21 protein-coding genes, 1 tRNA gene and 1 other RNA gene are annotated in these 22,718 nt (G+C 68.3%); 14 read left to right on the forward strand and 9 right to left on the reverse strand.

Annotation, left to right across the window (positions count from 1 at the left end; translation table 11 throughout):
* Positions 1–104: 104 nt before the first annotated feature.
* On the forward strand, positions 105–878 hold the full coding sequence (locus tag GZ64_RS0102900; protein WP_021200730.1) for a hypothetical protein: 774 nt from the start codon (positions 105–107) through the stop codon (positions 876–878).
* 185 nt (positions 879–1,063) lie between these two features.
* Positions 1,064–1,567 carry a DUF3145 domain-containing protein gene (locus GZ64_RS0102905; RefSeq protein ID WP_017830431.1) on the forward strand — a complete coding sequence of 168 codons (504 nt, stop codon included), beginning with the start codon at positions 1,064–1,066 and terminating at the stop codon, positions 1,565–1,567.
* A gap of 134 nt (positions 1,568–1,701) precedes the next feature.
* Here the strand turns inward: GZ64_RS0102905 and yczR are convergent, their stop codons facing one another.
* On the reverse strand, positions 1,702–3,105 hold the full coding sequence (yczR, locus tag GZ64_RS0102910; protein WP_029265047.1) for a MocR-like transcription factor YczR: 1,404 nt from the start codon (positions 3,103–3,105) through the stop codon (positions 1,702–1,704).
* Between the two features lie 95 nt (positions 3,106–3,200).
* Between yczR and yczE the strand changes: the two genes are divergently transcribed.
* Positions 3,201–3,866: a membrane protein YczE gene (gene yczE / locus GZ64_RS18905; RefSeq protein WP_029260259.1), complete on the forward strand. Its 666-nt coding sequence runs from the start codon at positions 3,201–3,203 to the stop codon at positions 3,864–3,866.
* Between the two features lie 138 nt (positions 3,867–4,004).
* Here yczE and GZ64_RS0102920 read toward each other — a convergent pair whose 3' ends face one another.
* The 6 genes from GZ64_RS0102920 to aceE all read right to left on the reverse strand — a co-directional run bounded on the left by GZ64_RS0102920 (position 4,005) and on the right by aceE (position 11,622).
* Positions 4,005–5,243 carry a beta-ketoacyl-[acyl-carrier-protein] synthase family protein gene (locus tag GZ64_RS0102920; RefSeq protein WP_029260260.1) on the reverse strand — a complete coding sequence of 413 codons (1,239 nt, stop codon included), beginning with the start codon at positions 5,241–5,243 and terminating at the stop codon, positions 4,005–4,007.
* A 96-nt stretch (positions 5,244–5,339) separates the two neighbouring features.
* On the reverse strand, positions 5,340–5,588 hold the full coding sequence (locus GZ64_RS0102925) for an acyl carrier protein (RefSeq protein WP_017830435.1): 249 nt from the start codon (positions 5,586–5,588) through the stop codon (positions 5,340–5,342).
* A gap of 68 nt (positions 5,589–5,656) precedes the next feature.
* On the reverse strand, positions 5,657–6,658 hold the full coding sequence (locus GZ64_RS0102930) for a beta-ketoacyl-ACP synthase III (RefSeq protein WP_029260261.1): 1,002 nt from the start codon (positions 6,656–6,658) through the stop codon (positions 5,657–5,659).
* The gene (locus tag GZ64_RS0102935; RefSeq protein WP_029265048.1) at positions 6,655–7,575 is read right to left on the reverse strand and encodes an ACP S-malonyltransferase; all 921 of its coding nucleotides are present in this window, start codon (positions 7,573–7,575) and stop codon (positions 6,655–6,657) included. The genes GZ64_RS0102930 and GZ64_RS0102935 overlap by 4 nt, the downstream gene beginning before the upstream one ends.
* Positions 7,576–7,667: 92 nt before the next feature.
* Positions 7,668–8,864 carry a PucR family transcriptional regulator gene (locus GZ64_RS0102940; RefSeq protein WP_021200724.1) on the reverse strand — a complete coding sequence of 399 codons (1,197 nt, stop codon included), beginning with the start codon at positions 8,862–8,864 and terminating at the stop codon, positions 7,668–7,670.
* A 31-nt stretch (positions 8,865–8,895) separates the two neighbouring features.
* Positions 8,896–11,622: a pyruvate dehydrogenase (acetyl-transferring), homodimeric type gene (gene aceE / locus GZ64_RS0102945; protein ID WP_021200723.1), complete on the reverse strand. Its 2,727-nt coding sequence runs from the start codon at positions 11,620–11,622 to the stop codon at positions 8,896–8,898.
* Positions 11,623–11,775: 153 nt separating this feature from the next.
* On the opposite strand from aceE, the gene GZ64_RS0102950 reads away from it, so the two are divergent.
* From GZ64_RS0102950 to GZ64_RS0102975, 6 genes are all read left to right on the forward strand, one after another.
* A tRNA-Val gene (locus GZ64_RS0102950) sits at positions 11,776–11,848 on the forward strand.
* A gap of 51 nt (positions 11,849–11,899) precedes the next feature.
* A complete protein-coding gene (locus GZ64_RS0102955) occupies positions 11,900–12,505 on the forward strand; it encodes a hypothetical protein (protein ID WP_051667816.1) in 606 nt (201 codons plus the stop codon).
* A 166-nt stretch (positions 12,506–12,671) separates the two neighbouring features.
* Positions 12,672–14,102 (forward strand): PepSY-associated TM helix domain-containing protein, encoded by a 1,431-nt coding sequence (locus GZ64_RS0102960; RefSeq protein ID WP_029265051.1) that lies wholly within the window; start codon positions 12,672–12,674, stop codon positions 14,100–14,102.
* 75 nt (positions 14,103–14,177) lie between these two features.
* Entirely contained in the window at positions 14,178–14,735 is a 558-nt protein-coding gene (locus GZ64_RS0102965) for a dihydrofolate reductase family protein (protein WP_029265052.1), read from the forward strand.
* 82 nt (positions 14,736–14,817) lie between these two features.
* Positions 14,818–15,705, forward strand: coding sequence for a TIGR01777 family oxidoreductase (locus GZ64_RS0102970; RefSeq protein WP_029265053.1), 888 nt, complete (start codon positions 14,818–14,820; stop codon positions 15,703–15,705).
* Positions 15,706–15,779: 74 nt separating this feature from the next.
* Complete coding sequence (locus tag GZ64_RS0102975; protein ID WP_021200718.1) at positions 15,780–16,733, forward strand: L-lactate dehydrogenase; 954 nt, start codon at positions 15,780–15,782, stop codon at positions 16,731–16,733.
* A 33-nt stretch (positions 16,734–16,766) separates the two neighbouring features.
* Here GZ64_RS0102975 and GZ64_RS0102980 read toward each other — a convergent pair whose 3' ends face one another.
* Positions 16,767–17,531: an SDR family oxidoreductase gene (locus tag GZ64_RS0102980; RefSeq protein ID WP_029265054.1), complete on the reverse strand. Its 765-nt coding sequence runs from the start codon at positions 17,529–17,531 to the stop codon at positions 16,767–16,769.
* Between the two features lie 100 nt (positions 17,532–17,631).
* On the opposite strand from GZ64_RS0102980, the gene GZ64_RS0102985 reads away from it, so the two are divergent.
* The gene (locus GZ64_RS0102985; protein ID WP_029265055.1) at positions 17,632–18,468 is read left to right on the forward strand and encodes a helix-turn-helix transcriptional regulator; all 837 of its coding nucleotides are present in this window, start codon (positions 17,632–17,634) and stop codon (positions 18,466–18,468) included.
* A 12-nt stretch (positions 18,469–18,480) separates the two neighbouring features.
* Here GZ64_RS0102985 and GZ64_RS0102990 read toward each other — a convergent pair whose 3' ends face one another.
* Positions 18,481–19,329 carry an aldo/keto reductase gene (locus GZ64_RS0102990; protein WP_036330961.1) on the reverse strand — a complete coding sequence of 283 codons (849 nt, stop codon included), beginning with the start codon at positions 19,327–19,329 and terminating at the stop codon, positions 18,481–18,483.
* Between the two features lie 42 nt (positions 19,330–19,371).
* Between GZ64_RS0102990 and GZ64_RS0102995 the strand changes: the two genes are divergently transcribed.
* The 4 genes from GZ64_RS0102995 to rnpB all read left to right on the forward strand — a co-directional run bounded on the left by GZ64_RS0102995 (position 19,372) and on the right by rnpB (position 22,688).
* Positions 19,372–19,794 (forward strand): YchJ family protein, encoded by a 423-nt coding sequence (locus tag GZ64_RS0102995; protein ID WP_029265057.1) that lies wholly within the window; start codon positions 19,372–19,374, stop codon positions 19,792–19,794.
* 36 nt (positions 19,795–19,830) lie between these two features.
* A complete protein-coding gene (locus GZ64_RS0103000) occupies positions 19,831–20,565 on the forward strand; it encodes a zinc ribbon domain-containing protein (protein WP_029265058.1) in 735 nt (244 codons plus the stop codon).
* Between the two features lie 22 nt (positions 20,566–20,587).
* Positions 20,588–22,288, forward strand: coding sequence for a bifunctional 3'-5' exonuclease/DNA polymerase (locus GZ64_RS0103005; RefSeq protein WP_029265059.1), 1,701 nt, complete (start codon positions 20,588–20,590; stop codon positions 22,286–22,288).
* A gap of 43 nt (positions 22,289–22,331) precedes the next feature.
* An RNA gene (rnpB, locus tag GZ64_RS19365) (RNase P RNA component class A) lies at positions 22,332–22,688 on the forward strand.
* Positions 22,689–22,718: the final 30 nt, after the last annotated feature.

The raw sequence follows: 22,718 nt of genomic DNA on the forward strand, positions 1-22,718 counted from the left end.
TGCACGGCCGACCTCCGAAGGGCTCCCGGACCACGCTGTTAGGCTTGCCTTATCAGGGCCTGTTAAAACGTGCTGGCCCCCGATGAAAGGAACATGACTCGATCATGGGTTACATCAAGTCCGCTGCCCTCGAGGAAAAGGGATTCGTCGTCCTCGACAGCTACAACCAGGAGCTCGACCCCAAGGAATGGCTCGACATCGAGTACAACGACTGGAAGTCGTCGGGTGACACCCGCTTCGCCCCTCTCGCCAGTGCCTTCGGTGACATCGAGTGCAACGGCTTCTGGAACCACAAGCCGCCGCGCACCGACAAGGACGGCGTCTGGATCGACTCGCAGACCGAGAAGGCCCCGAACCTGACGCGCCGCGCGCAGGAGCCGGGTGCCAACGTTGGCCGCTGCCGCGTGATCGAGCTGCAGCCGACCCCGTACGGCGACTGCCTCTACAACCTGCACCAGGATGACAACAACCGCCTGAACCCCGACGGCACGGGCTGGGTGGTCCGCGGCTTCTTCAACCTGACGGACGACAAGGACAGCTACTTCGTCCTGCGCGAGAACCGCACCGACCCGAGCATCGAGTACCGCATCGCCCTTCCGGCCGGTGCGCAGCTTATCGTCGACACGCAGCGCCTCTGGCACGCGGCCACGCACAACGGCACCGAGCCGCGCTACTGCCTCATCACCTCGTGGACCTCGGGCCCGGAGCTCGACGCCTACATCGAGAAGTACCACGGCACCGACGATGTGCCCAACTACGAGGTCGACCAGGAGACGCTGGAGTTCGGTTACGCCGAGCAGGCGCGCAAGGACGCCGCTCGTGCGGCGTACTACGCCGCCAAGGGCCAGCAGGTCAAGCAGGCCATGAGCGAGGCCTGATCCTCGTCAGCTCCACGACCGATTGCGGTCCGAAGGCCCCGGTCCCTGTGACCGGGGCCTTCGTCATGGAATGACATGCTTGTGATTTCTGTGGATCTCGGCGAGAATGGGCGCACAACCGCATATTCTTGCCACTTCGTGGTTCAGGTCGTTGGGGAAGACGCACCTGATGAAACGGAGAGATCATGGCGACGGCTTACGCACGTGGAGTGGTGTTCATCCACTCTGCGCCTCGCGCGCTCTGCCCGCACCTCGAATGGGCGGTGGGTCGCGCTATCGGGCGTGCGGTGAACTTCGACTGGACCGAGCAGCCCGTCCTGGACGGCGCACGACGCGCGGAGTTCTACTGGGACGGCCCTGTCGGCACCGGAGCGGCTCTCGCGACGTCCATCCGCGGGTGGGAACACCTCCGTTTCGAGGTGACCGAGGACCCGACGCCCCGCAGCGACGGCGGCCGTTGGCTGCACACACCCGATCTCGGCATCCACTACGCCCAGACCGATGCCGCCGGCAACATCGTGATCGGTGAAGACCGCATCCGCTATGCGATGGAGATCGCCGCCGGGAGCGCGGTCGAGCTGCAGCGCGAGCTCGACATCGCCCTCGGCTCCGCCTGGGACGAGGAGCTCGAGCCCTTCCGCCACGCCAGCGACGATGCCAGGGTCGTCTGGCTCCACAAGGTCGGCTGAGCCGACACCACAGACCGGAACGGGGGAGGCGTGAGTATCGGATGCCGGTGAGTCATCCCGGACGCTGAGAAGACGTATCCCCGCTCCCACGAAGATGCCGCCCCGGAAACGGGGCGGCGTCTTCGTCATCCGGATCAGATGACCGCGGAGTGTTGGAGTTCCGCAGTGCGCGATGCGCTTCCCTCGCGCACGTCTCCCCAGGCGAGGGTCAACCGCCGCATCGCCTCCGCCATCCGCTCGGGTGGGAGCGTGATCGGGATGCGCACCCGGCGCTCGAGCACGCCGCCCGTCGTGAAGCGGGGGCCGGGCGGAAGAACGAGGCGCCGCTCGCGCGCAGCGAGGGAGAGCGAGGTGGACAGTGGCGCGCCGATGTCGATCCACGCGGAGAGGCCTCCGGGCGTCGGCGGCATCCGGAACCCGGGGATACCGGCCACACCCGCCTCAACCGCCCCACGACCCGCGCGCAGGCGCCGGCGGACGTGCGCGCTGAGCGCCGGCGTGTCGGAGAGCAGCTCGACGGCGATGCACTGCTCGAGCAGCGCCGTACCGAGTTCGAACGAGGGGCGCACCGCGAGCAGCCGCGCGATGACGGAACGCTCCGCGCGGACCCAGCCGATGCGCATCCCGCCCCATGCGATCTTCGACATCGATCCGACGGTGATCACGTTGGGGCCGCCCGCGGCCATGGGAATCGGTGCCCAGCCCCGGTCGATGTCGAGCTCGGTCGTCGTCTCGTCGACGATGAGGTGAGTGCCCACGTTGCGCGCGGTGGTCACGATGCGCGGACGCTCGTCGTCGGGGAGGGTCGCGCCGGTCGGATTGTGGAAGTCCGGGATGAGATACGCGACATGAGGCCGGGAGCTCATCAGTGTCTCGTTCAGATGCCGCGTGTCCCATCCGTCGACGTCTACCGGCGTGGGGAGAAGCCGGTACCCGTGGCGGCTCAGCGCCTCGAGAGCGTGAGGGAACGTCGGCTGCTCGACGAGGGCTCGCTCACCGCGCCGCCCGATCGCCGTGAGGATCAGGTTCACCGCGTTGAGTGCACCGGAGGTGATGATGATCTCGTCGGCCGACGTCGGTGCGCCGCGATCACGGAACCGCTGCGCGACGGCTTCTCGCAGCTCGGGAAGTCCACGCAGCGAGTATCCGCTGGTGCCGCGCAGCGCCGCGAGGCGGGGCAGCGAGCGCACCGTCGCGTCGTACAGGCCCGGGGTCGAGTCCATCGACGCGATCGACAGGTCGATGGAGTCGTCGTCGGCCTCCGCGCCCGGAGCGGTGTGGCCGTTGGGGAGCGTGACACGCGTGCTTCCGCCGTGCAGACGTGAGACGTAGCCGTCGGTCTCCAGCACGCCGTAGGTGCGGGTGACCGTCGAACGGGAACGGCGCAGCTCGACTGCGAGTGCACGCTCACTCGGCAGACGCTCGCCGACGGTGAGTCGGCCGTCGAGGATCAGTGCCCTGATCCGGTCCGCGAGCCCCGACGCCGTGGCGCCGGCGACATTGTGCGCTCCGAGCTGTTCGACGAGTCGTGATCCCATACGTTCAGCATGACGTAAAGTGGCCTGATCTCTGCAGACCACTTTGCGGCGAGTGGCTTCGCCTCGAAAGGCGGATCGGGGGCCAGAGTGGAGGGATGCTCCTGCGTTCTGTGCTCCTCCCCGTGACGGCGACCAGTCGGCGCGACCTCGTCGAGAGGCTCGTGCAGCTGCTCGCCGGTCTGTTCCTCTACGGCGTCGCGCTCGGGTTCATGGTGCGGGGAGGCATCGGCGTCGCTCCCTGGGACGTGCTGGCTCTCGGTCTCGCCGCGCAGACCGGCCTCGGCTACGGCGTCATGACCGTACTGGTCTCGATCGTCGTCCTTCTGCTGTGGATTCCGTTGCGCCAACGCGTGGGGCTGGGCACCGTGTTGAATGCCCTGCTCGTCGGTCCGAGTGCGGATCTCGCGCTCGCCCTGATTCCGCAACCGTCTTCGGTGTGGATCGGCGCTCCGATGTTCGTCTTCGGGCTGCTTCTGCTGTCCTTCGCGACCGGCCTCTACATCGCCGCCGACTTCGGCCCCGGCCCTCGTGACGGCCTGATGACGGGGCTCGTCCGTCGAACCGGATGGGCGGTATGGCTGGTGCGCACACTGATCGAAGGGAGCGTGCTGCTCGTGGGCTTCCTGCTGGGCGGTCCCGTCGGCGTCGGCACCGTGCTCTTCGCCTTCGGTGTCGGCCCGCTGATCGGCTGGTTCCTCCCGCGCATCACCCGGATGCGCGAGGCCCGATCGCAGAAGCTCGGGAGCCTCCGCACCGTCTGACGGAACACCGCGCACCTGCATGACCTGTGCACGCTTGCATTACCGAGTACCGGCGGATGCTCATGCTTCCGTGTGATCTTCATGCAGATGAGAAGAGCGGCCCTCGGAATCCCGAGGGCCGCTCATCGTTGTGGCGTGTCAGTCGGCGCTGGCGACCACGAGGACCGCGTTGTGACCGCCGAATCCGAACGAGTTGCTGATCGCGACCTGCGGACCGTCTCCGAGGGGCGTGGCTTCGCCGGAGAGGCGGAACGGGACTGCCGGGTCGGGCTCCGTCATGTTGATCGTCGGCGGGGCGACACGGTCGCGCAGCGCGAGGAGGGCGAAGATCGCCTCGAGCGCACCGGTGCCACCGAGAAGGTGCCCGGTCGATGCCTTCGTCGCTGAGACGGGGATCTCGTCGATCCGGTCTCCGAAGACCTTCTTGAGTGCCACGTACTCGTTGGGGTCGCCGACCGGAGTCGATGTCGCGTGCGCGTTGATGTGCGTGACCTGATCGGCCGTGACCCCGGCCTCTTCGAGCGCCTGCGTGACGGCACGGGCCGCGCCGTTGCCCTCGGGGTCGTTGCCGGTGATGTGATAGGCGTCTGCGGTGACGCCACCACCCAGCACATAGCCGTAGATCTTGGCGCCGCGGGCCTTGGCGTGCTCCTCGGTCTCGAGGATCAGCGCGGCTGCGCCCTCGCCCATGACGAAGCCGTCACGGTCGATCGCGCCGGGACGCGAGGCATGGGCGGGGTCGTCGTTCCGGCGCGAGAGGGCCTGCGCTGAGGCGAAGGAGGCCATCGTGATCGGATGGATCGCGGATTCCGTGCCGCCGGCGATCACGACGTCCGCGAGCCCGTCCTGCAGGTGATGGAAAGCGTGGATGATCGATTCGGTGCTGGAGGCGCACGCGCTGACCACGGTCTGCGCGTAAGCGCGGGCGTGGAACTGCAGCGACAGGTTTCCGGCAGCGGCATTCGGCATGAGCATCGGAACGGTGAGAGGCATGACCCGGCGCGGACCCTTCTCACGGAGGGTGTCCCAGGCGTCCAGAAGCGTCCAGAGGCCGCCGATGCCGGTGGCGAAGTCGACGCCGAGGCGCTCGGGGGCGACATCGGGAGAACCAGCGTCCTCCCAGGCCTCGCGTGCGGCGATCAGCGCGAACTGCGACGAGGGGTCGAGGCGCTTGGCCTCGTGGCGGGGGAGCACCTCTTCAGGGCGGACAATCGCCTCGGCGGCGAAGGTGACGGGCAGCTCGTACTGCTGTACCCAGTCGTGTTCGAGCGTGCGGGTGCCGGACATGCCGGCCAGCAGGTTCGTCCAGTTCTCCGGGGCCGTGCCGCCGATGGCGGAAGTGGCGCCGATGCCGGTGACGACGATGCGCTTGGTCATGAGGTGTGGTTCCTTGTCGAAACGAAGTCGAACGGGTGAGAGGGCAGGCGGAGGATGCCACTCCCCGCGAGGCGCGGGAGTGGCATCCTGCCGGGATTACTCCTGGCCCGCGACGATGAAGCTGACAGCGTCGCCGACGGTCTTCAGGTTCTTGACCTCGTCGTCGGGGATGGTGACGCCGAACTTCTCCTCGGCGTTGACGACGATCGTCATCATCGAGATGGAGTCGATGTCGAGGTCGTCCGTGAACGACTTCTCGAGGGCGACCTCGGAAGCGTTGATGCCGGTCTCGTCGGTGATGAGCTCTGCGAGGCCGGCGAGGACCTCATCGTTGGTGAAAGCCATGTGGTCTTCCTCTTTCTTGCGGGTTGTTTTCGGAACCGTGGAACAGTCTAGGGAAGGTCAGCGCATTCTCAGGGAAGGACGACGACCTGTGCGGCGAACACGAGACCGGCACCGAAGCCGATCTGCAGGGCGAGACCGCCCGACAGCTCGGGGTGTTCGGCCATTAGGCGGTGGCTGGCCAGCGGGATGGAGGCGGCGGAGGTGTTGCCCGTCGTCTCGATGTCGCGCGCGATCACCGTGGTGTCGGGAAGCTTCAGCTGCTTGGCGAACTCGTCGATGATGCGCATGTTCGCCTGGTGCGGGATGAACGCGGCGATGTCGGAGGGCTCGACGCCCGCTTTGTCCAGCGCCTCGCGTGCGACCTTGGCCATCTCCCAGACCGCCCAGCGGAAGACCGTCGGGCCCTCCTGGCGGAGGGTCGGCCACGGCACCATGCCGTCGCGGAAGTCGGTGAGTGTGCCGTTCATGCCTACCGCGTCGGCCTTCGAGCCGTCGGAGCCCCAGACCGCGGGAGCGATGCCCGGCGTGTCACTCGGGCCGATGAGCGCAGCGCCCGCACCGTCGCCGAGGAGGAAGGAGATGCTGCGGTCGGTCGGATCGACGACGTCGGACAGCTTCTCGGTGCCGATCACCAGCGCGTAGCGCGCAGCGCCGGCCTTGATCAGCGCATCGGCCTGAGCGATCGCATAGGCGTAGCCGGCGCAGGCAGCGTTGATGTCGTAGGCCGCCGCGGGGTTCGCCCCCACACGGTCGGCCACGATCGCCGAGACGGACGGGGTCTGCTTGGGGTTGCTGATGGTCGCGACGATCACCAGATCGACCTGGTCCGCCGGGACACCCGACTTCTCGATCGCCTCGGCCGCCGCCGTGGTCGCGAGGTCGATCGCGTCCGTCCCCTTGTCGGCTCGCGCGCGGGTGATGATGCCCGTGCGCTGGCGGATCCACTCGTCGCTGGAGTCGATCGGACCCACCAGGTCTTCGTTCGGCACGGCGTTCTCGCCGCGGGCGGCGCCGTAGGAGTAGATGCGCGTGTATGCCGGGCCGGTCACCTGGGCGAGGGTGGCACTCATGCGGCTTCTCCATTCAGCAGCGCGACGGCTGCATCGAGGTCTTCGGGAGTCTTCACGGCGACGGTCGGGATACCGCGGAGGCCGCGCTTGGCGAGGCCGACCAGGGCGCCGGCGGGGGCGAGCTCGATGACCCCGGTCACGCCGGCGTCCGCGAAGGACTGCATGCAGAGGTCCCAGCGCACCGGCGACGAGACCTGGTCGACGAGGAAGCTCAGCGCCTGGGCCCCGTCCGCGATGACGGAGCCGTCACGGTTGGTCCAGAGAGTGATGTCGGGGTTCGCGGGGGTGACGTCGGCCACCGCATCGCGGAGAGCGGCGACGGCGGACGCCATGTACCGCGTGTGGAAGGCTCCGGCAACCTGCAGCGGGACCACGCGGGTGCCCTTGAGGGGTTCCTCCGCGAGAGCGGCGAGAGCCGGGAGGGCGCCGGCGACGACGATCTGTCCGCCGCCGTTGTAGTTGGCGGGGGAGAGGTCGAGCTCGGCGAGGCGCGCCAGAAGGGCGTCTTCGTCGCCCCCGAGCACGGCGCTCATCCCGGTCTGCTCCTGCGCCGCAGCGTCGGCCATCGCACGGCCGCGGATGCCCACCAGGCGCATGCCGGTGTCGGCGTCGATCACATCGCTGCCGACGAGTGCCGCGATCTCTCCGACCGAGTGGCCGGCGATGCCGTCGGCGCGACGACCGGCGCGCTGCGTCAATGCGTCACCGGCGATCAACGACGCGGCGACGATCAGCGGCTGCGCGACACGCGTGTCACGGATCGTGTCGGCGTCGGACGCCGTGCCGTGTTCGTGCAGATCGACCTCCGCGGCGTCGGAGTACGAGGCGAGGCGCTCGGCCACCCCGTCGAGCTCGAGCCAAGGGGCGAGGAATCCGGGGGTCTGCGAGCCCTGACCTGGGCATACGACGACAATCACCCACCCAGTCTGCCAACGATTGCCGGAGATCGGTGGATGATCCATCACAAGATTCGGAAAAACCCTTGTGTGTGGCGTACAGAAGGGCGCGCTCAGCGCTGCGGACGTCGAAGCGGTGGCCGCCGCCGTACCTGATCCGCCGCACCGATCGAACCGAGGATCAGCGCGGTCTGCAGGATGAGAGCCTCACGGGGGCCGGTGGCGTCCCAGCCGATGACCTCGCTCACGCGCTTCAGGCGGTAGCGCACGGTATTGGGGTGCACGAACAGCTCGCGTGCTGTGGCTTCGAGGGAGCGCCCGTTGTCGAGGTAGCTCCACAGGGTCGTCACCAGATCGGTGGAGTGCGCCTGCAAGGGGCGGAAGATGCGCTCGATCAGGGTCTGCTTCGCCAACGGGTCTCCGGCGAGTGCCCGTTCCGGGAGCAGGTCATCGGCTTCGACGGGACGGGGAGCACCGCGCCATGCACGGGCGACGGCGAACCCCGCGAGCGCGGCGCGTGCGCTCTGGCTCGCGTCCACGAGGGCGGCGACCTCGGGGCCGAGTACGACGTATCCGGGGCCGAAGGACGGCTCGAGGCGGGAGGCGATCTCCTGGAAGCCGAGCTCTTCCTCTTCGACCTCGTGCCCCTCGACTCTGGCGCGTCCGAGCACCAGGACGAGTCGGGAGCCCTGCACGCCGATGAGCACGTCGACAGCGAGCTTCCTCGCCGTACGGCGGACCAGATCGACGTCGAACTGGGGAGGCGTGGTGCCGACGAGGACGGCGACCTCCCCGTGTCCGTGCCATCCGAGCGCGGCGATCCGGCTCGGGAGCTCTTCGTCGGCCTCGCCCGTGAGGATCGAGTCGACGACGAGCGCCTCCAGGCGCGCATCCCACAGGCCCCGGGCCTCCGCAGCCCTGGCGTACACGTCGGCCGCCGCGAAGGCGACATCACGCGAGTAGAGCAGGATCGCTTCGCGGAGATCGTTTCCCCGTCCGGCGACGCGCTCCTCGGTGACCTCGACCGTCACGCGGATCAGCTGCAGGGTCTGCTGGAGGCTGACGCTGCGCAGGAGCTCACGCGGGGCCGCGGCGAAGATGTCGGCCGCGATCCACGGGGTGGAGGTGGGGTCTTCGTACCACTGGATGAACGACGTGATGCCCGCCTGGGCCACCAGCCCGACCGCAGAGCGGCGGGCTGGTGGCATATCGGCGTACCACGGGAGGGTGTCCTCCAGGCGCTTGATCGTCACCGAGGCGATGTCACCGGAGATCCGGCGCAGCCAGGTGAGCGTCGCGGCCTTGTCCATGCCGGAAGGAGGAGAACCTGTCACCGAGGGCTCAGCTTTCGCCGCCCGCGTTGCCGCTGGTTCCGGCGTTCACATCGTGCAGGCTGTACTTCTGGATGGCCTGCGCGGCGAGAGAACGGTCGACGACCCCGTCTTCGGCGAGCGACTGCAGCGTGCGGACGACGATCGACGGGCCGTCGATCTTGAAGAAGCGACGAGCCGCGGCCCGCGTGTCGGAGAAGCCGAAGCCGTCGGCACCGAGCGTGGCGAAGCGGTTCGGCACCCACGGGCGGATCTGGTCCTGCACAGCGTGCATGAAGTCGCTGACCGCGACGACCGGACCCTCGGCACCCTGCAGCTTCTGGGTGAGGTACGCGGTGCGGGGCTCTTCCTCCGGGTGCAGGAAGTTGTGCTCGTCGGCGGCGAGGCCGTCGCGGCGAAGCTCGGTCCAGGACGTGACCGACCAGACGTCGGCGATCACACCCCAGTCGTTCTTCAGCAGCTGCTGAGCCTCGAGTGCCCAGGGAAGACCGACGCCCGACGCGAAGAGCTGGGCGCGGGGGCCCTCGCCCTCGCCGACCGAAACGCGGTGGATGCCGCGCACGATGCCGTCGACGTCCACGTTCTCCGGCTCCGCCGGCATGACCATCGGCTCGTTGTAGAGCGTGATGTAGTACATGACGTTGGGGTCTTCGTGGTTGCCGCCGTACATGCGCTCGAGACCGGAGCGCATGATGTGCGCGATCTCGTAGCCGTAGGCCGGGTCGTACGAGACCGTCGCCGGGTTCGTGGCGGCGAGCAGGTGCGAGTGGCCGTCTGCGTGCTGCAGGCCCTCACCCGTGAGGGTGGTGCGACCTGCCGTGGCGCCCATGATGAACCCGCGGGCCATCTGGTCGCCGGCCGCCCACTGGGCGTCGCCGGTGCGCTGGAATCCGAACATCGAGTAGAAGAGGTAGATCGGGATCAGCGGCTCGCCGTGCGTGGCGTAGGAGGTGCCGGCCGCGGTGAACGCCGCGAGGGCACCCGCCTCGTTGATGCCGACGTGCACGATCTGGCCCTGCGGGCTCTCCTTGTAGGCGAGGAGGAGCTCGCGGTCGACCGACGTGTAGTGCTGGCCGTTGGGGTTGTAGATCTTCGCCGACGGGAAGTAGGCGTCCATTCCGAACGTGCGGGCCTCGTCCGGGATGATCGGGACGATGCGGTGGCCGAAGTCCTTCGAGCGCAGCAGGTCCTTCAGCAGACGGACGAACGCCATGGTCGTGGCGATCTCCTGCGTGCCGGAGCCCTTCTTGGGCAGGGCGTACGCCGAGTCGTCCGGCAGCGACAGTCCGACGTGGGTGGAACGGCGCTCCGGCAGATAGCCGCCGAGCGCCTGACGACGCTCGAGCATGTACTGGATCGTCTCGTCCTGGGGGCCCGGGTTGTAGTACGGGGGCAGGTAGGGGTTCTCCTCGAGCTGCGCATCCGTGATCGGGATGTGCATCGCGTCGCGGAAAGTCTTGAGATTGTCCAGCGTCATCTTCTTCATCTGGTGGGTCGCGTTGCGGCCCTCGAAGTGCGGACCGAGGCCGTAGCCCTTGACGGTCTTCGCGAGGATGACGGTGGGCTTGCCCTTGTGCTCGGTCGCTGCCTTGAACGCGGCGTAGACCTTGCGGTAGTCGTGGCCACCGCGCTTGAGGTTCCAGATGTCCTCGTCGGAGTAGTCCTTGACGAGGGCCGCGGCGCGCTCGTCGCGTCCGAAGAAGTGCTCGCGCACGTAAGCGCCGGACTCGGCCTTGTACGTCTGGTAGTCGCCGTCCGGGGTGACGTTCATCAGGTTGAGCAGTGCGCCCTCGGTGTCGCGGGCGAGCAGGTCGTCCCATTCGCGACCCCAGACGACCTTGATGACGTTCCAGCCCGCACCGCGGAAGAACGACTCGAGCTCCTGGATGATCTTGCCGTTGCCGCGCACCGGACCGTCGAGGCGCTGCAGGTTGCAGTTGACGATGAAGGTGAGGTTGTCGAGGCCCTCGTTGGCGGCGACCTGCAGCTGGCCGCGGCTCTCGACCTCGTCCATCTCGCCGTCGCCGAGGAAAGCCCAGACGTGCGACTGCGAGGTGTCCTTGATGCCGCGGTTCTCGAGGTACTTGTTCGACATCGCCTGGTAGATGGCGTTGATCGGCCCGAGCCCCATAGACACGGTCGGGAACTGCCAGTACTCCGGCATCAGACGCGGATGCGGGTACGACGGGATGCCGTTCGGGGCGTGCGACTTCTCCTGGCGGAAGCCGTCGAGCTGGTCTTCGCTCAGACGTCCCTCGAGGTACGAGCGGGCGTAGGTGCCGGGCGAGGCATGACCCTGGATGAAGATCTGGTCGGCGCCGCCGGGGTTGTCGGCACCCTTGAAGAAGTGGTTGAAGCCGACCTCGTACAGCGCGGCCGACGACGCGTACGTCGAGATGTGTCCGCCGACGCCGATGCCGGGGCGCTGCGCGCGGTGCACGGTGATCGCGGCGTTCCAGCGGATCCATGCACGGTAGCGACGCTCGACCTCTTCGTCGCCGGGGAACTCGGGCTCGTTCTCCGAGGCGATGGTGTTGATGTAGTCCGTCGTCGGGACCATCGGCACGCCCAGGTGCAGCTCCTTCGAGCGCTTGAGCAGGCTGAGCATGATCTCGCGGCCGCGGCCGTGGCCCTTGGCATCCACCAGCTCATCGAGGGACTGCTGCCACTCGCCGGTCTCCTCCGGATCGCTGTCGAGGGGGCCCTGGGAGTACGGATCCTGGTCGTGCACGGTCACGGGGGAACCTTTCGTCAAGCTGGCAGGTCATGCCAAGGAAACGGGAAGCGACACGGGCAGCCTTGTCAGCTGTGCACAACGCGCGCCGGATTCAGCCTATCCCTCTTCTACGACACGGGTGCGCATCGGGCTCCCGATAGACTGACGACACCAGGGCCTTTAGCTCAGCTGGTAGAGCGCCACGTTTACACCGTGGATGTCGTCGGTTCGATCCCGGCAGGGCCCACCCCAGATCGCGAGCTCCATCCTGTCGCCGCGGCGATGACAGGATGGGAACATGATCCCGTCGAGGAAGAGCGCACTCGTGCGTGGTTTCTCCTCGGCGTCGCTCGCGACGTTCGCGGCGCTGGCCGGCCACGTGACCGGCGGCGGACAGATGCCGGGCCCGTTGGGCATCCTGGTGCCCTGGATCTTCTCCCTCATGGTCTGCGTGCTCCTCGCGGGCCGGAAGCTCTCGGTGATCCGATCGAGCATCTCCATCGCTATCAGCCAACTCCTGTTCCACCTCCTGTTCGTCCTGGGGACGATCGAGCCCTCGGGGCGGTCCCTCGGTCACGTGCACGGCACTGCCATGGTTCTGCCCGGTGCTTCCGGCACGACGGAGTTGGTCGTCGCCGACGGGACCATGTGGATCGGACACCTGTCGGCGGCGATCGTGACGGTCGCCGCCGCGCATCGCGGTGAGCGGATGCTGCTCGCGCTGCGAGACCTCGCGATTCGGGTGGTCCTCTGGGTGCGTCGTCGGGTGGCAGCGGCGTTGGGCGCGCCCGCGATGCTCGATCTGCGCGAACCCGGCGTCTCGCCGCATGGTCGTCGTCTGCGTGAGTCGTCGACACTGGCGAGTCTCCGGGGGCGGGCTCCGCCGGCGCACGGCGTGATCTGATCCGCACCGGCTCGTCTGCGGCCGGTGTGTTCCCGCTCTGGTCGCCACGCGCGCCCAGAGCCTCCTGAACGACCGTCGGTGCCGTCCGTCTGCGCCCGGGGCATTCCCTTCTTCCGGGTGTGCACGACGATCCATCGGCGACCCCTCACATCCGGAAAGCATCACCATGACCCTCACATCGTCCGAATCCGCCCCACACTCCCCACCCTCCCCGCCCGCCAGGTCCCGTCGACGCGGATGGTTCGTCCCTCTGCTGCTCCGTCTGCACTTCTACGCGGGCATCCTCGTCGGGCCGTTCATCCTCATCGCCGCCGTCAGCGGCGCCCTGTACGCGCTGACCCCGCAGCTGGAACAGGCCGTCTACGCGGAACAGTTGCGTGCACCCGACACGCAGACATCACTCACCCTCGCGGAGCAGATCGAGGCCGCCGCCGACTACCGTGGCGACCCCTCCGGACTCCTCGCTGTGCGGCCCGCACCCGAACCCGGCGACACCACACGGATCATGTACGCCGAGGACGGGCTGGGACCGAGCGAATCCAGGGCCGTGTTCGTCGATCCCGGAACCGGAGAGATCCGCGGCGATCTGGTCGTCTACGGCACCAGCGGCGCGACGCCGCTCCGCACCTGGATCAGCAATCTCCACCGCAACCTCCACCTGGGAGACGCCGGACGTCTCTACAGCGAACTCGCCGCCTCCTGGCTCGGGATCGTGGTCGTGGCGGGTCTGGCGCTGTGGATCGTCCGCATCCGGAAGTCCCGTGCGAAGAAGGACCTCCTTCGCCCGAACCTCGCCCACAAGGGCTACCGCGGGATGCTGGGCTGGCACACGAGCATCGGGATCTGGGTCATCCTCGGTGCGCTCTTCCTCTCCGCCACCGGAATCACCTGGTCGCAGTATGCCGGGAACAACGTCAGCAGTCTTCGCGCCGCACTCGACTGGGGCACGCCCTCGATCGAGACCAGCCTCGACGGCGGAACCGCGTCAGCGGATGAGCACGCCGGCCACAACGGCGCGATGACCGCACCGACCGGCGCCGCCAATCCTGCTACCTTCGACGCGATCCTCGCGATCGCGCAAGAAGAGAACGTCAACACGGGGCAGGTCGAGATCAAACCACCGGCAGAACCCGGCACGGCATGGACGATCCGCGAGATCAAGAGCAGCTTCCCCACGGAAGGCGACTCCCTCGCGATCAACGGGATCACCATGCAGGTCGTCGACCGGATCGACTTCGCGGACCTCCCGCTCGCGGCAAAGCTCGCCAGCTGGGGCATCAATGTGCACATGGGGGTGATGTTCGGACTCGTCAACCAGGTCGTGCTGTTCGTCGTCGCGGTCGGACTCGCCGCGATGGTCGTGCTCGGTTATCTCCTGTGGTGGAAACGGAGGACGCCGCGTGTCACGGGCCCCGTCGTCGGGGCCCCACCCCGCCGCGTGCTGCCGACGGCACCGTGGTGGGGGATCGGAGCGGTGGGAGTCGCCGCCGTTCTCATCGGCTTCTGGCTTCCGCTCGTCGGATGGACACTCCTCGGCTTCGTGATCCTCGACACGGTCATCGGCGTCACGCGTTCGCGAGGCACCAAGGGCGGGTGAAGGCAGCCGATGAGCGGCGAGGCGACCGCCCGAGAACCCCTGGCGGTCGCCTCGCCGCAGACCTATGCTCCCCGCATGGGACTTCTGACCTTCAGCATCAACGTCACCCTCGACGGCTGCGTCGATCATCGTGAGGGGATCGCCGACGACGAGACCCACGCCCACTTCACGCGACTGCTGCAGGAATCCGGTGCGATGCTCTGGGGCCGGACCACCTACGAGATGATGGAGGACGCCTGGCCGGCGGTCGCCCGCGGTGAGGTGGACGCTCCACGCGCGCTGTACGACTGGGCGGTCGCGCTGGACGCGAAGCCGAAGTATGTGGTCTCGTCCACGCGAGACGACTTCCCCTGGGTCAACAGCCATCGCCTCGTCGGAGACCTGCGCACGAGCGTGCAGAGACTCAAGGACGACACCCCCGATGGTGTCCTGCTCGGCAGCGGGATGCTGGCGAGCGAACTCGATCGCCTGGACCTGATCGACGAGTACCGGTTCCTCGTGCACCCCCGGATCGTGGGTCACGGCCCGACCCTCTATCAGGACGGACTGCCAGGAACACGCCGTCTCGAGCTGATCTCCGCCACACCGCTTCGCAGCGGGGTCATAGCGACGCACTATCGGCGGGCCCGCTGAGACCTGACCTCCGGGGAGCGAGGCGGCGCGTACGCTGGACCGCACGACACGATTCGGCGATCGGACAGGGGAGTTTTCACACATGGCGGGACGTATCGTCATCAGCGGGGCATCGGGCCTCATCGGCACCGCACTCGCCGCATCGCTCCGCGCGGATGGGATCGAAGTCACCGCTCTGGTCCGTCGGATCCCGCGATCGGAGGACGAGGCGCAATGGGCGCCGGGGGAGAGCGCACTCGACCCCGAGGTTCTGACGGGCGCAGACGCGGTCGTCGCCCTCGGCGGAGCCAGCGTGGGACGGCTGCCCTGGACACGCGGCTATCGTCGGGAGCTCGTCGACTCGCGGCTCCAGGCGACGCGTACCCTGACCACCGCGCTTCGGGCACTGCGCTCCGACGCCCCGGCGCTCGTCTCGGCATCCGCCGTCGGGTACTACGGCTCCGCCCCCGGTGAGATCCTCACCGAGGACTCGGCCGCAGGGCAGACCTTCCTGGCTGATCTGACCGTGCGGTGGGAAGCCGAAGCGCGACGCGCGGAAGACCACACCCGGGTCGCCCTGCTCCGTACCGCGCCGGTGGTGCACAGACGCGGAGTCCTCAAGCCCCTCATCCAGCTGACCCGATTCGGCGTCTCCGGGCCGTTGGGCCGCGGCACGCAGATCTGGCCGTGGATCTCGCTCGATGACGAGGTGCGGGCGATCCGCCACATCCTGGACGCCAAGATCGTGGGTCCGGTCAACCTCACCGGACCCACTCCGGCCTCCGCGAACGACATCGGTCGTGCGCTCGCCGCGCGGATGCACCGGCCGTTCTGGCTGCCCGCGCCGGCCTGGGCGCTGCGCTGGGTTCTCGGGGACGCTGCGGAATCGCTGTTGCTCCCCGACGCCGATGTCCGGCCTCAGGTGCTGGAGCGGTCCGGATTCCGGTTCACACACGCGACTGCGGCGGAGGCTGTCGCCGCCGCGCTGTGACGTCGTCGAACGGGACGGCATTCTTCCGGTGAGACCCCTCCCGGATCGGGGTGCCGCACTGCAAGACTGTGCGCATGGAGATCATCGAGAACTCGAAGCTCACGGTCGTCGGTGCGGGAAGCGTGGGATCGAGTGTCGCCTATGCGGCACTGATCCGTGGCTCTGCCCGGCACGTCGCGCTGTATGACATCGCGACCGAAAAGGTCGAGGCCGAGGTGCTCGACCTGGCCCACGGCACGCAGTTCACGGGCTCCAGCGACATCATCGGCGGCAGCGACATCTCTGTCGCAGCCGGTTCGCACGTCGTGGTGATCACGGCCGGGGCCAAGCAGAAGCCCGGCCAGACCCGCATCGAGCTCGCCGAGGTCAACGCGGGCATCATCCGCCGCATGATGCCCGATCTGCTCGAAGTCGCACCGAACGCCATCTACGTGATCGTCACGAATCCCTGCGACGTGCTGACGGTGATCGCACAGGAGGAGACGGGGCTTCCGCCGGAGCGGATCTTCGCCTCGGGAACCGTGCTCGACACGTCGAGGCTGCGGTGGAAGCTCGGTGAGCGCGCCGGAGTGTCGACCGCCAGCGTGCACGCCCACATCATCGGCGAGCACGGCGACACCGAGTTCCCGCTCTGGTCCCGCGCGACGATCGGCACCGTGCCGATCCTGGAGTGGGAGACGCCGGGGCACCCGCGCTTCACGCTCGACGAGCTGCAGGAGATCGCGGTCGACGTGCGTGACGCCGCGTACAAGGTCATCCAGGGCAAGGGAGCCACGAACTATGCGATCGGCCTGTCGAGCGCGCGCATCGTCGAGGCGATCCTGAGCGACGAGCATGCCGTGATGCCGGTGAGCACGGTGCTGCGCGACTTCCACGGGCTCGACGGTGTCGCCCTCTCGGTGCCGTCGATCGTGAGTGCGGCGGGTGCCGTGCCGATCCGGAACACATCGTTCTCCGACGGTGAGCTGGCGTTGCTGCGTCAGTCCGCCGACGCCCTCACCGCCGCGGCTGCCACCCTGCGTCCCTGAGGGCGCCGGCTCGGAGGCCGACGCCCTCAGTTCTCAGCGACCGTGCGGGTCGGTGCGATTCAGCGTCGCGACGACCTGGTCGTAGTCGCCGCGCGCTTCGCCGTAGCGGAGGAACTTGACCCGCTCGACCTGGATCTCGGTGGCGTCCGGCTGCGATTCGATCAGCATCATGACCTCGTCGATGAACTCGTCGAGCGGCATCGCCGACTCGTTTTCCTCGTGCCCGGGCATGAGTGGCGTGCGCACGGCCGGCGGCTCCAGTTCGAGCACCGACACGCTGCTCCCCTCGAGCTGCAGGCGCAGAGACTCGCTGAGCATGTGGATGGCGGCCTTGCTGGCGTTGTAGGTCGGCGTCACCCGGAGCGGGGCGAACGCGAGCCCGGAGGAGACCGTCATGATCGTCGCATCCGGCTGCGCGCGCAGGTGTTCGATGAAAGCGGCGATGAGCCGGATGGGCCCGAGGACGTTCGTGGTCACCGTCTCCTCGGCGGTGGCGAGGAAGCCCGACGGGGTCGTCCAGTCCTCTGCCCGCATGACGCCGGCCATGGTGATGAGCACATTGAGATCAGGGTGCTCGGCGAGCACAGCACGGGCAGCGGCCTCGATGCTGCGCGCGTCGGCAGTGTCGATGCGGATCGTATGGATGCCGGGGTGCGCGGTCGCGATGGCCGCGAGGCGGTCCTCGCGGCGTCCGCCCACGATCACGGTGTTGCCCCGATCGTGCATGCGCAGCGCGAGGGCGAGGCCGATACCGCTCGTCGCTCCCGGGATGAAGATGGTGTTTCCGCTGGTGTTCATGCAACCAGCCTCGGCCTCCTGGCGCCGTCCATCCAGAGAGCGGACATCCAGGGATCGGGGATCCCTGGAACCGGGGTCGACAGCGGGGGATACTTCAGGGGTGGATCGTGATGCACTGGCCGAATTCCTCCTCCGTCGGCGGGAGGCGCTGAGGCCCGTCGACGTCGGGCTCCCGGCAGGGCCGCGACGACGCACCTCGGGACTGCGCAGGGAGGAGGTGGCGCAGTTGGCGACCATGTCGACCGATTACTACGCCCGTCTGGAGCAGCGGCGTGGTCCGCAGCCGAGCGTGCAGATCCTCGCCGCGCTGGCCCGGGCTCTGCGCCTGACCGAGGACGAGCGCGACTACCTCTTCCGGCTCTGCGGCCACAGTGCCCCCGATCGTGCACACATCACGGAGTACGTACGCCCCGGCATCCTCCGCGTGCTCGACCGACTGCACGACACCCCGGCCTTCGTCGTCTCCGTCCTCGATGAAGTGTTGGTGCAGAACGATGCGTCCCGCGCGCTCGTGGGCGATGCGAGTGCACTCACCGGGCTCGACCGCAGCGGCATCTACCGCTGGTTCGCGTATCCCGACGTCGAACGGCGTCGGTATCGCGAGGCCGATCACCCGCGACAGGCCCGCGCCCTGGTCGGGTCGCTGCGTGCCGCGCACGGCGTGATGGGCCCCCGATCCCGCGCCGGGGAGATCGTCGCAGAGCTGACCGCCCGGAGCCCGGAGTTCGTCGAGCTGTGGGACGCCCACGTGGTGAGCCGTCGGTTCGAGCAGCATAAGGTGATGGTGCATCCGGAACTGGGCGAGATCGAGGTGGACTGTCAGGCGCTCTTCACCGAGGATGAATCGCACGCGTTGATCGTTCTCACCGCCGCACCCGGAAGCGAATCGGCGAGCAAGCTCGAGTTCCTGAGGGTGCTCGGCACGCAGAAGGTCTGACGCGAGCCTGCCTCAGGACTCCTCGTGGGTTCGCGGGTCGGCGTCGAAGAGGCGTCCGTCCGCGCGTCCCAGCGCGGTGATCGCCGCGACCTCGGCGTCGTCGAGCACGATCTCCGCCGCCGCGAGGTTCGCCACCTGGTGTGCGAGCGACGACGCCTTCGGGATCGACACCGTGCCGCGGGCGACGTGCCACGCGAGGACCGTCTGCGCGGTCGTGATGCCACGGGCCGCGGCGATGTCGTGGATCACCCGTTCGTCGAAGAGCTCTTTCGCGCGACCCAGCGGGCTCCATGCCTCGGTGAGGATGCCGTGCTCTCGGTGGTAGGCGAGCTGCTCCTCCTGCGGGAAGTACGGATGCACCTCGATCTGGTTGACGACGGGCCGCACCCCGGTCTCCTGCTCGATGCGCTCCAGGTGCTCCGGGAGGAAGTTCGAGACGCCGATCTGCCGGACGACACCGCGGGCCTGGGCGTCGACGAGCGCGGCCCAGGCCTGGACGTACTCGTCCTGAATGGGGTTGGGCCAGTGGACGAGGTGCAGATCCGTGACGTCGAGACCGAGCCGGGAGCGACTCTCCTCGATGCTCGTGCGCGCCTTCGCCGAGGGATGGTGGCGGCCGGGGAGCTTGGTGGTCACGATGATCTCGGAGCGATCGACCTCCGAGGTGGCGACCCCGCGCCCGACCGAGCCCTCGTTCTCATAGTTGAACGCCGTGTCGACCAGGCGGTAGCCCGCGGCGATGCCGCCGCTGACGGCCTCCGCCCCGACATCGCCGTGGAGTCCGTAGGTGCCGAGGCCGATGGCCGGGAGAGCGAACCCGTTGTGGGCTGTGAACGAGGGGACGACGGGCTGAGTGGTCACGATGCTCCTTCTTGGCCTTTTCGTCGAGCGTACGCTGAGGGGATGACAACGGAGGCGGAGATGGCGCCGGATGACGTCGTGATCGACGACGGGTCACGCTGCCCGTGCTCGTCCGGGGACACGTTCGGCGCGTGCTGCCGCCCGATTCTCGATGGAGCCGCTGCTCCGACGGCGGAGCGTCTGATGCGTTCGCGTTACACGGCCTTCGTCGTTCAGCACGCGGCGCACCTTCTGCGCAGCTGGCATCCGACGACGAGGCCGGAGATGATCGATTTCGAGCCCGACCTCGAGTGGCGGCGGCTGGTCGTCATCGATCGCGTGGCCGGTGGCCCCTTCGACCGCGACGGCGTGGTGGAGTTCGAGGCGCTCTGGCGTCAGGGAGCAGTGAGGGGCTCGTTGCACGAGCGCAGCCGCTTCGTGCGGGAGGACCGTCACTGGTACTACGTCGACGGCGACGTGCACTGATGGGCGGATGTCGTGACAGCGACTAGATTTGAGAGCGTGAACGCCAGCCCCGAGAACCAGCGCACCCTGCTCGACATCGCCGACCTCGATCGGCGCATCGCGCAGACCGAGCGTGCACGAACGAAGCCGAGCCAGGCGGGGCGGATCACCGAGCTCGTCGCGATCCGCCAGGAGCAGCTCCGCGAGCTGACCGCGCTCGCCGGCACCCGCGACGATGTGCGCACCGAGCTGAAGCGCCTGGAATCCGATGTCGCCGTCGTCGAGGCACGACGGAATCGCGACGCGGAGCGGCTCGCCGCATCGACGAACTCCAAGGACGCGCAGGCGCTCGAGCACGAATTGGCGAGCCTCGCCCGCCGGCAGAGCGACCTCGAGGACGCCGAACTCGATGTGATGGGACGGCTCGAGGAAGCGGAAGCCGCCCTTGCCGCCCAGCAGGCACTTCTCGACACCACGACGGCGGAGGGTTCCGCGCTGACGGCGCAGGCGAAGGCGGATGTCGCCGCGGCCACCGAGCTCGGTGCACAACTCGCCCGCGATCGGGCTGCCGTTGCGGAAGGCGTGGCGCCGGAGCTGCTGGCCGAGTACGCACGCCGTGCCGCGAACAGCGCGGGCGCCGCGCTGCTCACTCGCGGCACCTGCGAAGGCTGCCGCATCCTGCTCCCCAGCACCGACCTGAATGACATCCGTCGCGCGGCCGACGACCTCGTCGTCTCATGTCCTGAGTGCGGCTGCATCCTCGTGCGCACCGAGGAGTCCGGGCTCGCATGAGCGGCGCCTGCGCGCGCCGGCGATGACGACACCGGCGTCGCGCGTCGAGAGACGCATCGTGCTGATATCCGTCGGGCCGCGGGAGTACGCGGCGATCGAACTCGACGGGAACGACCGAGAGCAGGACCGCACGTTTCTGCGCGCCGATGATCTCGCCGCGTGGGTTCGTTCGGTCGAGGATTCCGATGCTCCGCGATGGATCATGCGCTCCGCCGCGGAAACCTACGCGCTTCTCCTGGGCCACGGAGTTCGGATCACGCGCAGCCATGATCTGGTCCTGTGCCACGCCATCCTGCGGGACACCTCGTCGGTTCCGAGCCCGCTCCCGGCATCGCCCGATTGGGAGCGACGCGAACCGGCCGCAGCGGTCCCATCGCTGTTCGACGTGTTCGACGATGTCGTCGATGACGATGCGGTCGCTGTGACGCTCGATCAGTACCGGGCGCAGCGCGACGTGATCGCTGCGGCACCGGACGGACGTCTCACGCTGCTGTGCGCCGCCGAATCGGCGGGTGGCCTGATCGCCGAGGAGATGCGGGTCGCAGGGTTGCCCTGGGACGCGGGCGTGCACGATGCGATCCTGACCGACGCCCTGGGGACGCGTCCGGTCGCCGGGGGAGTGCCGAGCCGCATGGTCGAGCTCGGCGATCGGGTGCGTGAGCTCCTCGGTGACTCGTCGCTCCACCTCGACAGCCAGCAGAAGCTGCTTCGGGCGCTGCATCGCGTCGGCATCCAGGTGGAGTCGACGAGTCGGTGGGAGCTTGCAGAGCACGATCATCCCGTGGTCGAACCGCTGCTCGCGTACAAGAAGCTCTCGAGACTGCTCAGCGCGAACGGCTGGGCATGGCTTGCGGAGTGGGTGCACGAGGGACGATTCCGTCCGGTGTACATCCCGGGTGGCGTCGTCACCGGGCGCTGGGCCTCGGCCGGCGGTGGGGCGCTCCAGCTGCCGAGGAGCCTGCGCCCCGCAGTGCGGGCGGATCCCGGATGGACTCTGGTCGTGGCGGACGTCGCGCAGTTGGAACCCCGGATGCTCGCCGCGATGGCGGCCGATGAGGCGATGGCCCGGGCCGCCCGGGGGAGTGATCTCTACGCCGGAGTCGTCGCCTCCGGTGCGGTCGCGACTCGGGAGGAGGCGAAGTACGCGGTTCTCGGAGCGATGTACGGAGCCACGACGGGCGACAGCGGCCGGCTGGTTCCGCGCCTGCGCAAGGTGTACCCGCGCGCGATGGCGCTCGTCGATGCCGCAGCGCGCACGGGAGAGGACGGTGGCATCGTGTCGACCTGGCTCGGCCGATCCTCCCCGCGGCCATCGGTGGAGTGGATGCGGCTGCAGTCGGAAGCGACCGACGCGGACGCCGACCCGGCGGTCGTGGCTCTCGCGCGACGCAGAGCACGCGACTGGGGGCGGTTCACCCGGAACTTCGTGGTGCAGGGCACGGCTGCCGAGTGGTCCTTGATCTGGTTGGCGGAGATCCGTCATCGGCTGCAGCAGATCCCCGAGGTGTTCGCCGAGGCTGCGGCATCCGGTCCGTTCGCACGCGCGCCGCACCTCGCGTTCTTCCTGCACGACGAGGTGATCCTGCATGTTCCGCTCGAACATGCCGAGGCCGCTGCGGAGGCCGTGCGAGAGGCAGCGGCCACCGCGACGACGAGACTGTTCGGCTCTTTCCCGATCGATGTGCCCCTCGACCTGCGCATCGCGGAGTCGGCGGAGAAGTAGTCGCAGGCCGGGGGATCCGGAGAACGTAGACTGGAGACGCGAATGGGTCGACTGGACGGCCGCGTTGCGGGTGACCGCACCGAGGAACGTCCGGGCTCCTCAGGGCAGGACGGTGGGTAACGCCCACCCGGAGCAATCCGCGAGAAAGTGCCACAGAGAGTAGACCGCCCCGCAAGGGGTAAGGGTGAAAGGGTGGTGTAAGAGACCACCGGGGGCCATGGTGACATGGCCCGCCAGGTAAACCTCGTCCGGAGCAAGGTCAGACAGAGGATGTTGACGCGGCTCGCCGAGTCCTCGGGTAGACCGCTAGAGTGCCACGGCAACGTGTCGCCGAGAGAGATGGCCGTCGAAGGGGCGAAGAACCCCGGAACAGAACCCGGCGTACAGGTCGGCCCATTCGCATTAATCCGACTTGAGCAGGTATTTTCCT

This window comes from Microbacterium sp. Cr-K32 (assembly GCF_000708345.1).
Lineage (GTDB): Bacteria > Actinomycetota > Actinomycetes > Actinomycetales > Microbacteriaceae > Microbacterium > Microbacterium maritypicum_A.

What these genes read in the sequence shown, in the direction of transcription:
- GZ64_RS0102975 (WP_021200718.1), top strand. Translation starts at nt 15,780, where the DNA reads ATGGAGATCATCGAGAACTCGAAGCTCACGGTCGTCGGTGCGGGAAGC.
- GZ64_RS0102980 (WP_029265054.1), bottom strand. Translation starts at nt 17,531, where the DNA reads ATGAACACCAGCGGAAACACCATCTTCATCCCGGGAGCGACGAGCGGT.
- GZ64_RS0102955 (WP_051667816.1), top strand. Translation starts at nt 11,900, where the DNA reads ATGATCCCGTCGAGGAAGAGCGCACTCGTGCGTGGTTTCTCCTCGGCG.
- GZ64_RS0102900 (WP_021200730.1), top strand. Translation starts at nt 105, where the DNA reads ATGGGTTACATCAAGTCCGCTGCCCTCGAGGAAAAGGGATTCGTCGTC.
- GZ64_RS0102940 (WP_021200724.1), bottom strand. Translation starts at nt 8,864, where the DNA reads ATGGACAAGGCCGCGACGCTCACCTGGCTGCGCCGGATCTCCGGTGAC.
- GZ64_RS0102970 (WP_029265053.1), top strand. Translation starts at nt 14,818, where the DNA reads ATGGCGGGACGTATCGTCATCAGCGGGGCATCGGGCCTCATCGGCACC.
- yczE (WP_029260259.1), top strand. Translation starts at nt 3,201, where the DNA reads ATGCTCCTGCGTTCTGTGCTCCTCCCCGTGACGGCGACCAGTCGGCGC.
- GZ64_RS0102930 (WP_029260261.1), bottom strand. Translation starts at nt 6,658, where the DNA reads ATGAGTGCCACCCTCGCCCAGGTGACCGGCCCGGCATACACGCGCATC.
- GZ64_RS0102925 (WP_017830435.1), bottom strand. Translation starts at nt 5,588, where the DNA reads ATGGCTTTCACCAACGATGAGGTCCTCGCCGGCCTCGCAGAGCTCATC.
- GZ64_RS0102995 (WP_029265057.1), top strand. Translation starts at nt 19,372, where the DNA reads ATGACAACGGAGGCGGAGATGGCGCCGGATGACGTCGTGATCGACGAC.
- GZ64_RS0103005 (WP_029265059.1), top strand. Translation starts at nt 20,588, where the DNA reads ATGACGACACCGGCGTCGCGCGTCGAGAGACGCATCGTGCTGATATCC.
- GZ64_RS0102905 (WP_017830431.1), top strand. Translation starts at nt 1,064, where the DNA reads ATGGCGACGGCTTACGCACGTGGAGTGGTGTTCATCCACTCTGCGCCT.
- yczR (WP_029265047.1), bottom strand. Translation starts at nt 3,105, where the DNA reads ATGGGATCACGACTCGTCGAACAGCTCGGAGCGCACAATGTCGCCGGC.
- GZ64_RS0102920 (WP_029260260.1), bottom strand. Translation starts at nt 5,243, where the DNA reads ATGACCAAGCGCATCGTCGTCACCGGCATCGGCGCCACTTCCGCCATC.
- GZ64_RS0102965 (WP_029265052.1), top strand. Translation starts at nt 14,178, where the DNA reads ATGGGACTTCTGACCTTCAGCATCAACGTCACCCTCGACGGCTGCGTC.
- GZ64_RS0102960 (WP_029265051.1), top strand. Translation starts at nt 12,672, where the DNA reads ATGACCCTCACATCGTCCGAATCCGCCCCACACTCCCCACCCTCCCCG.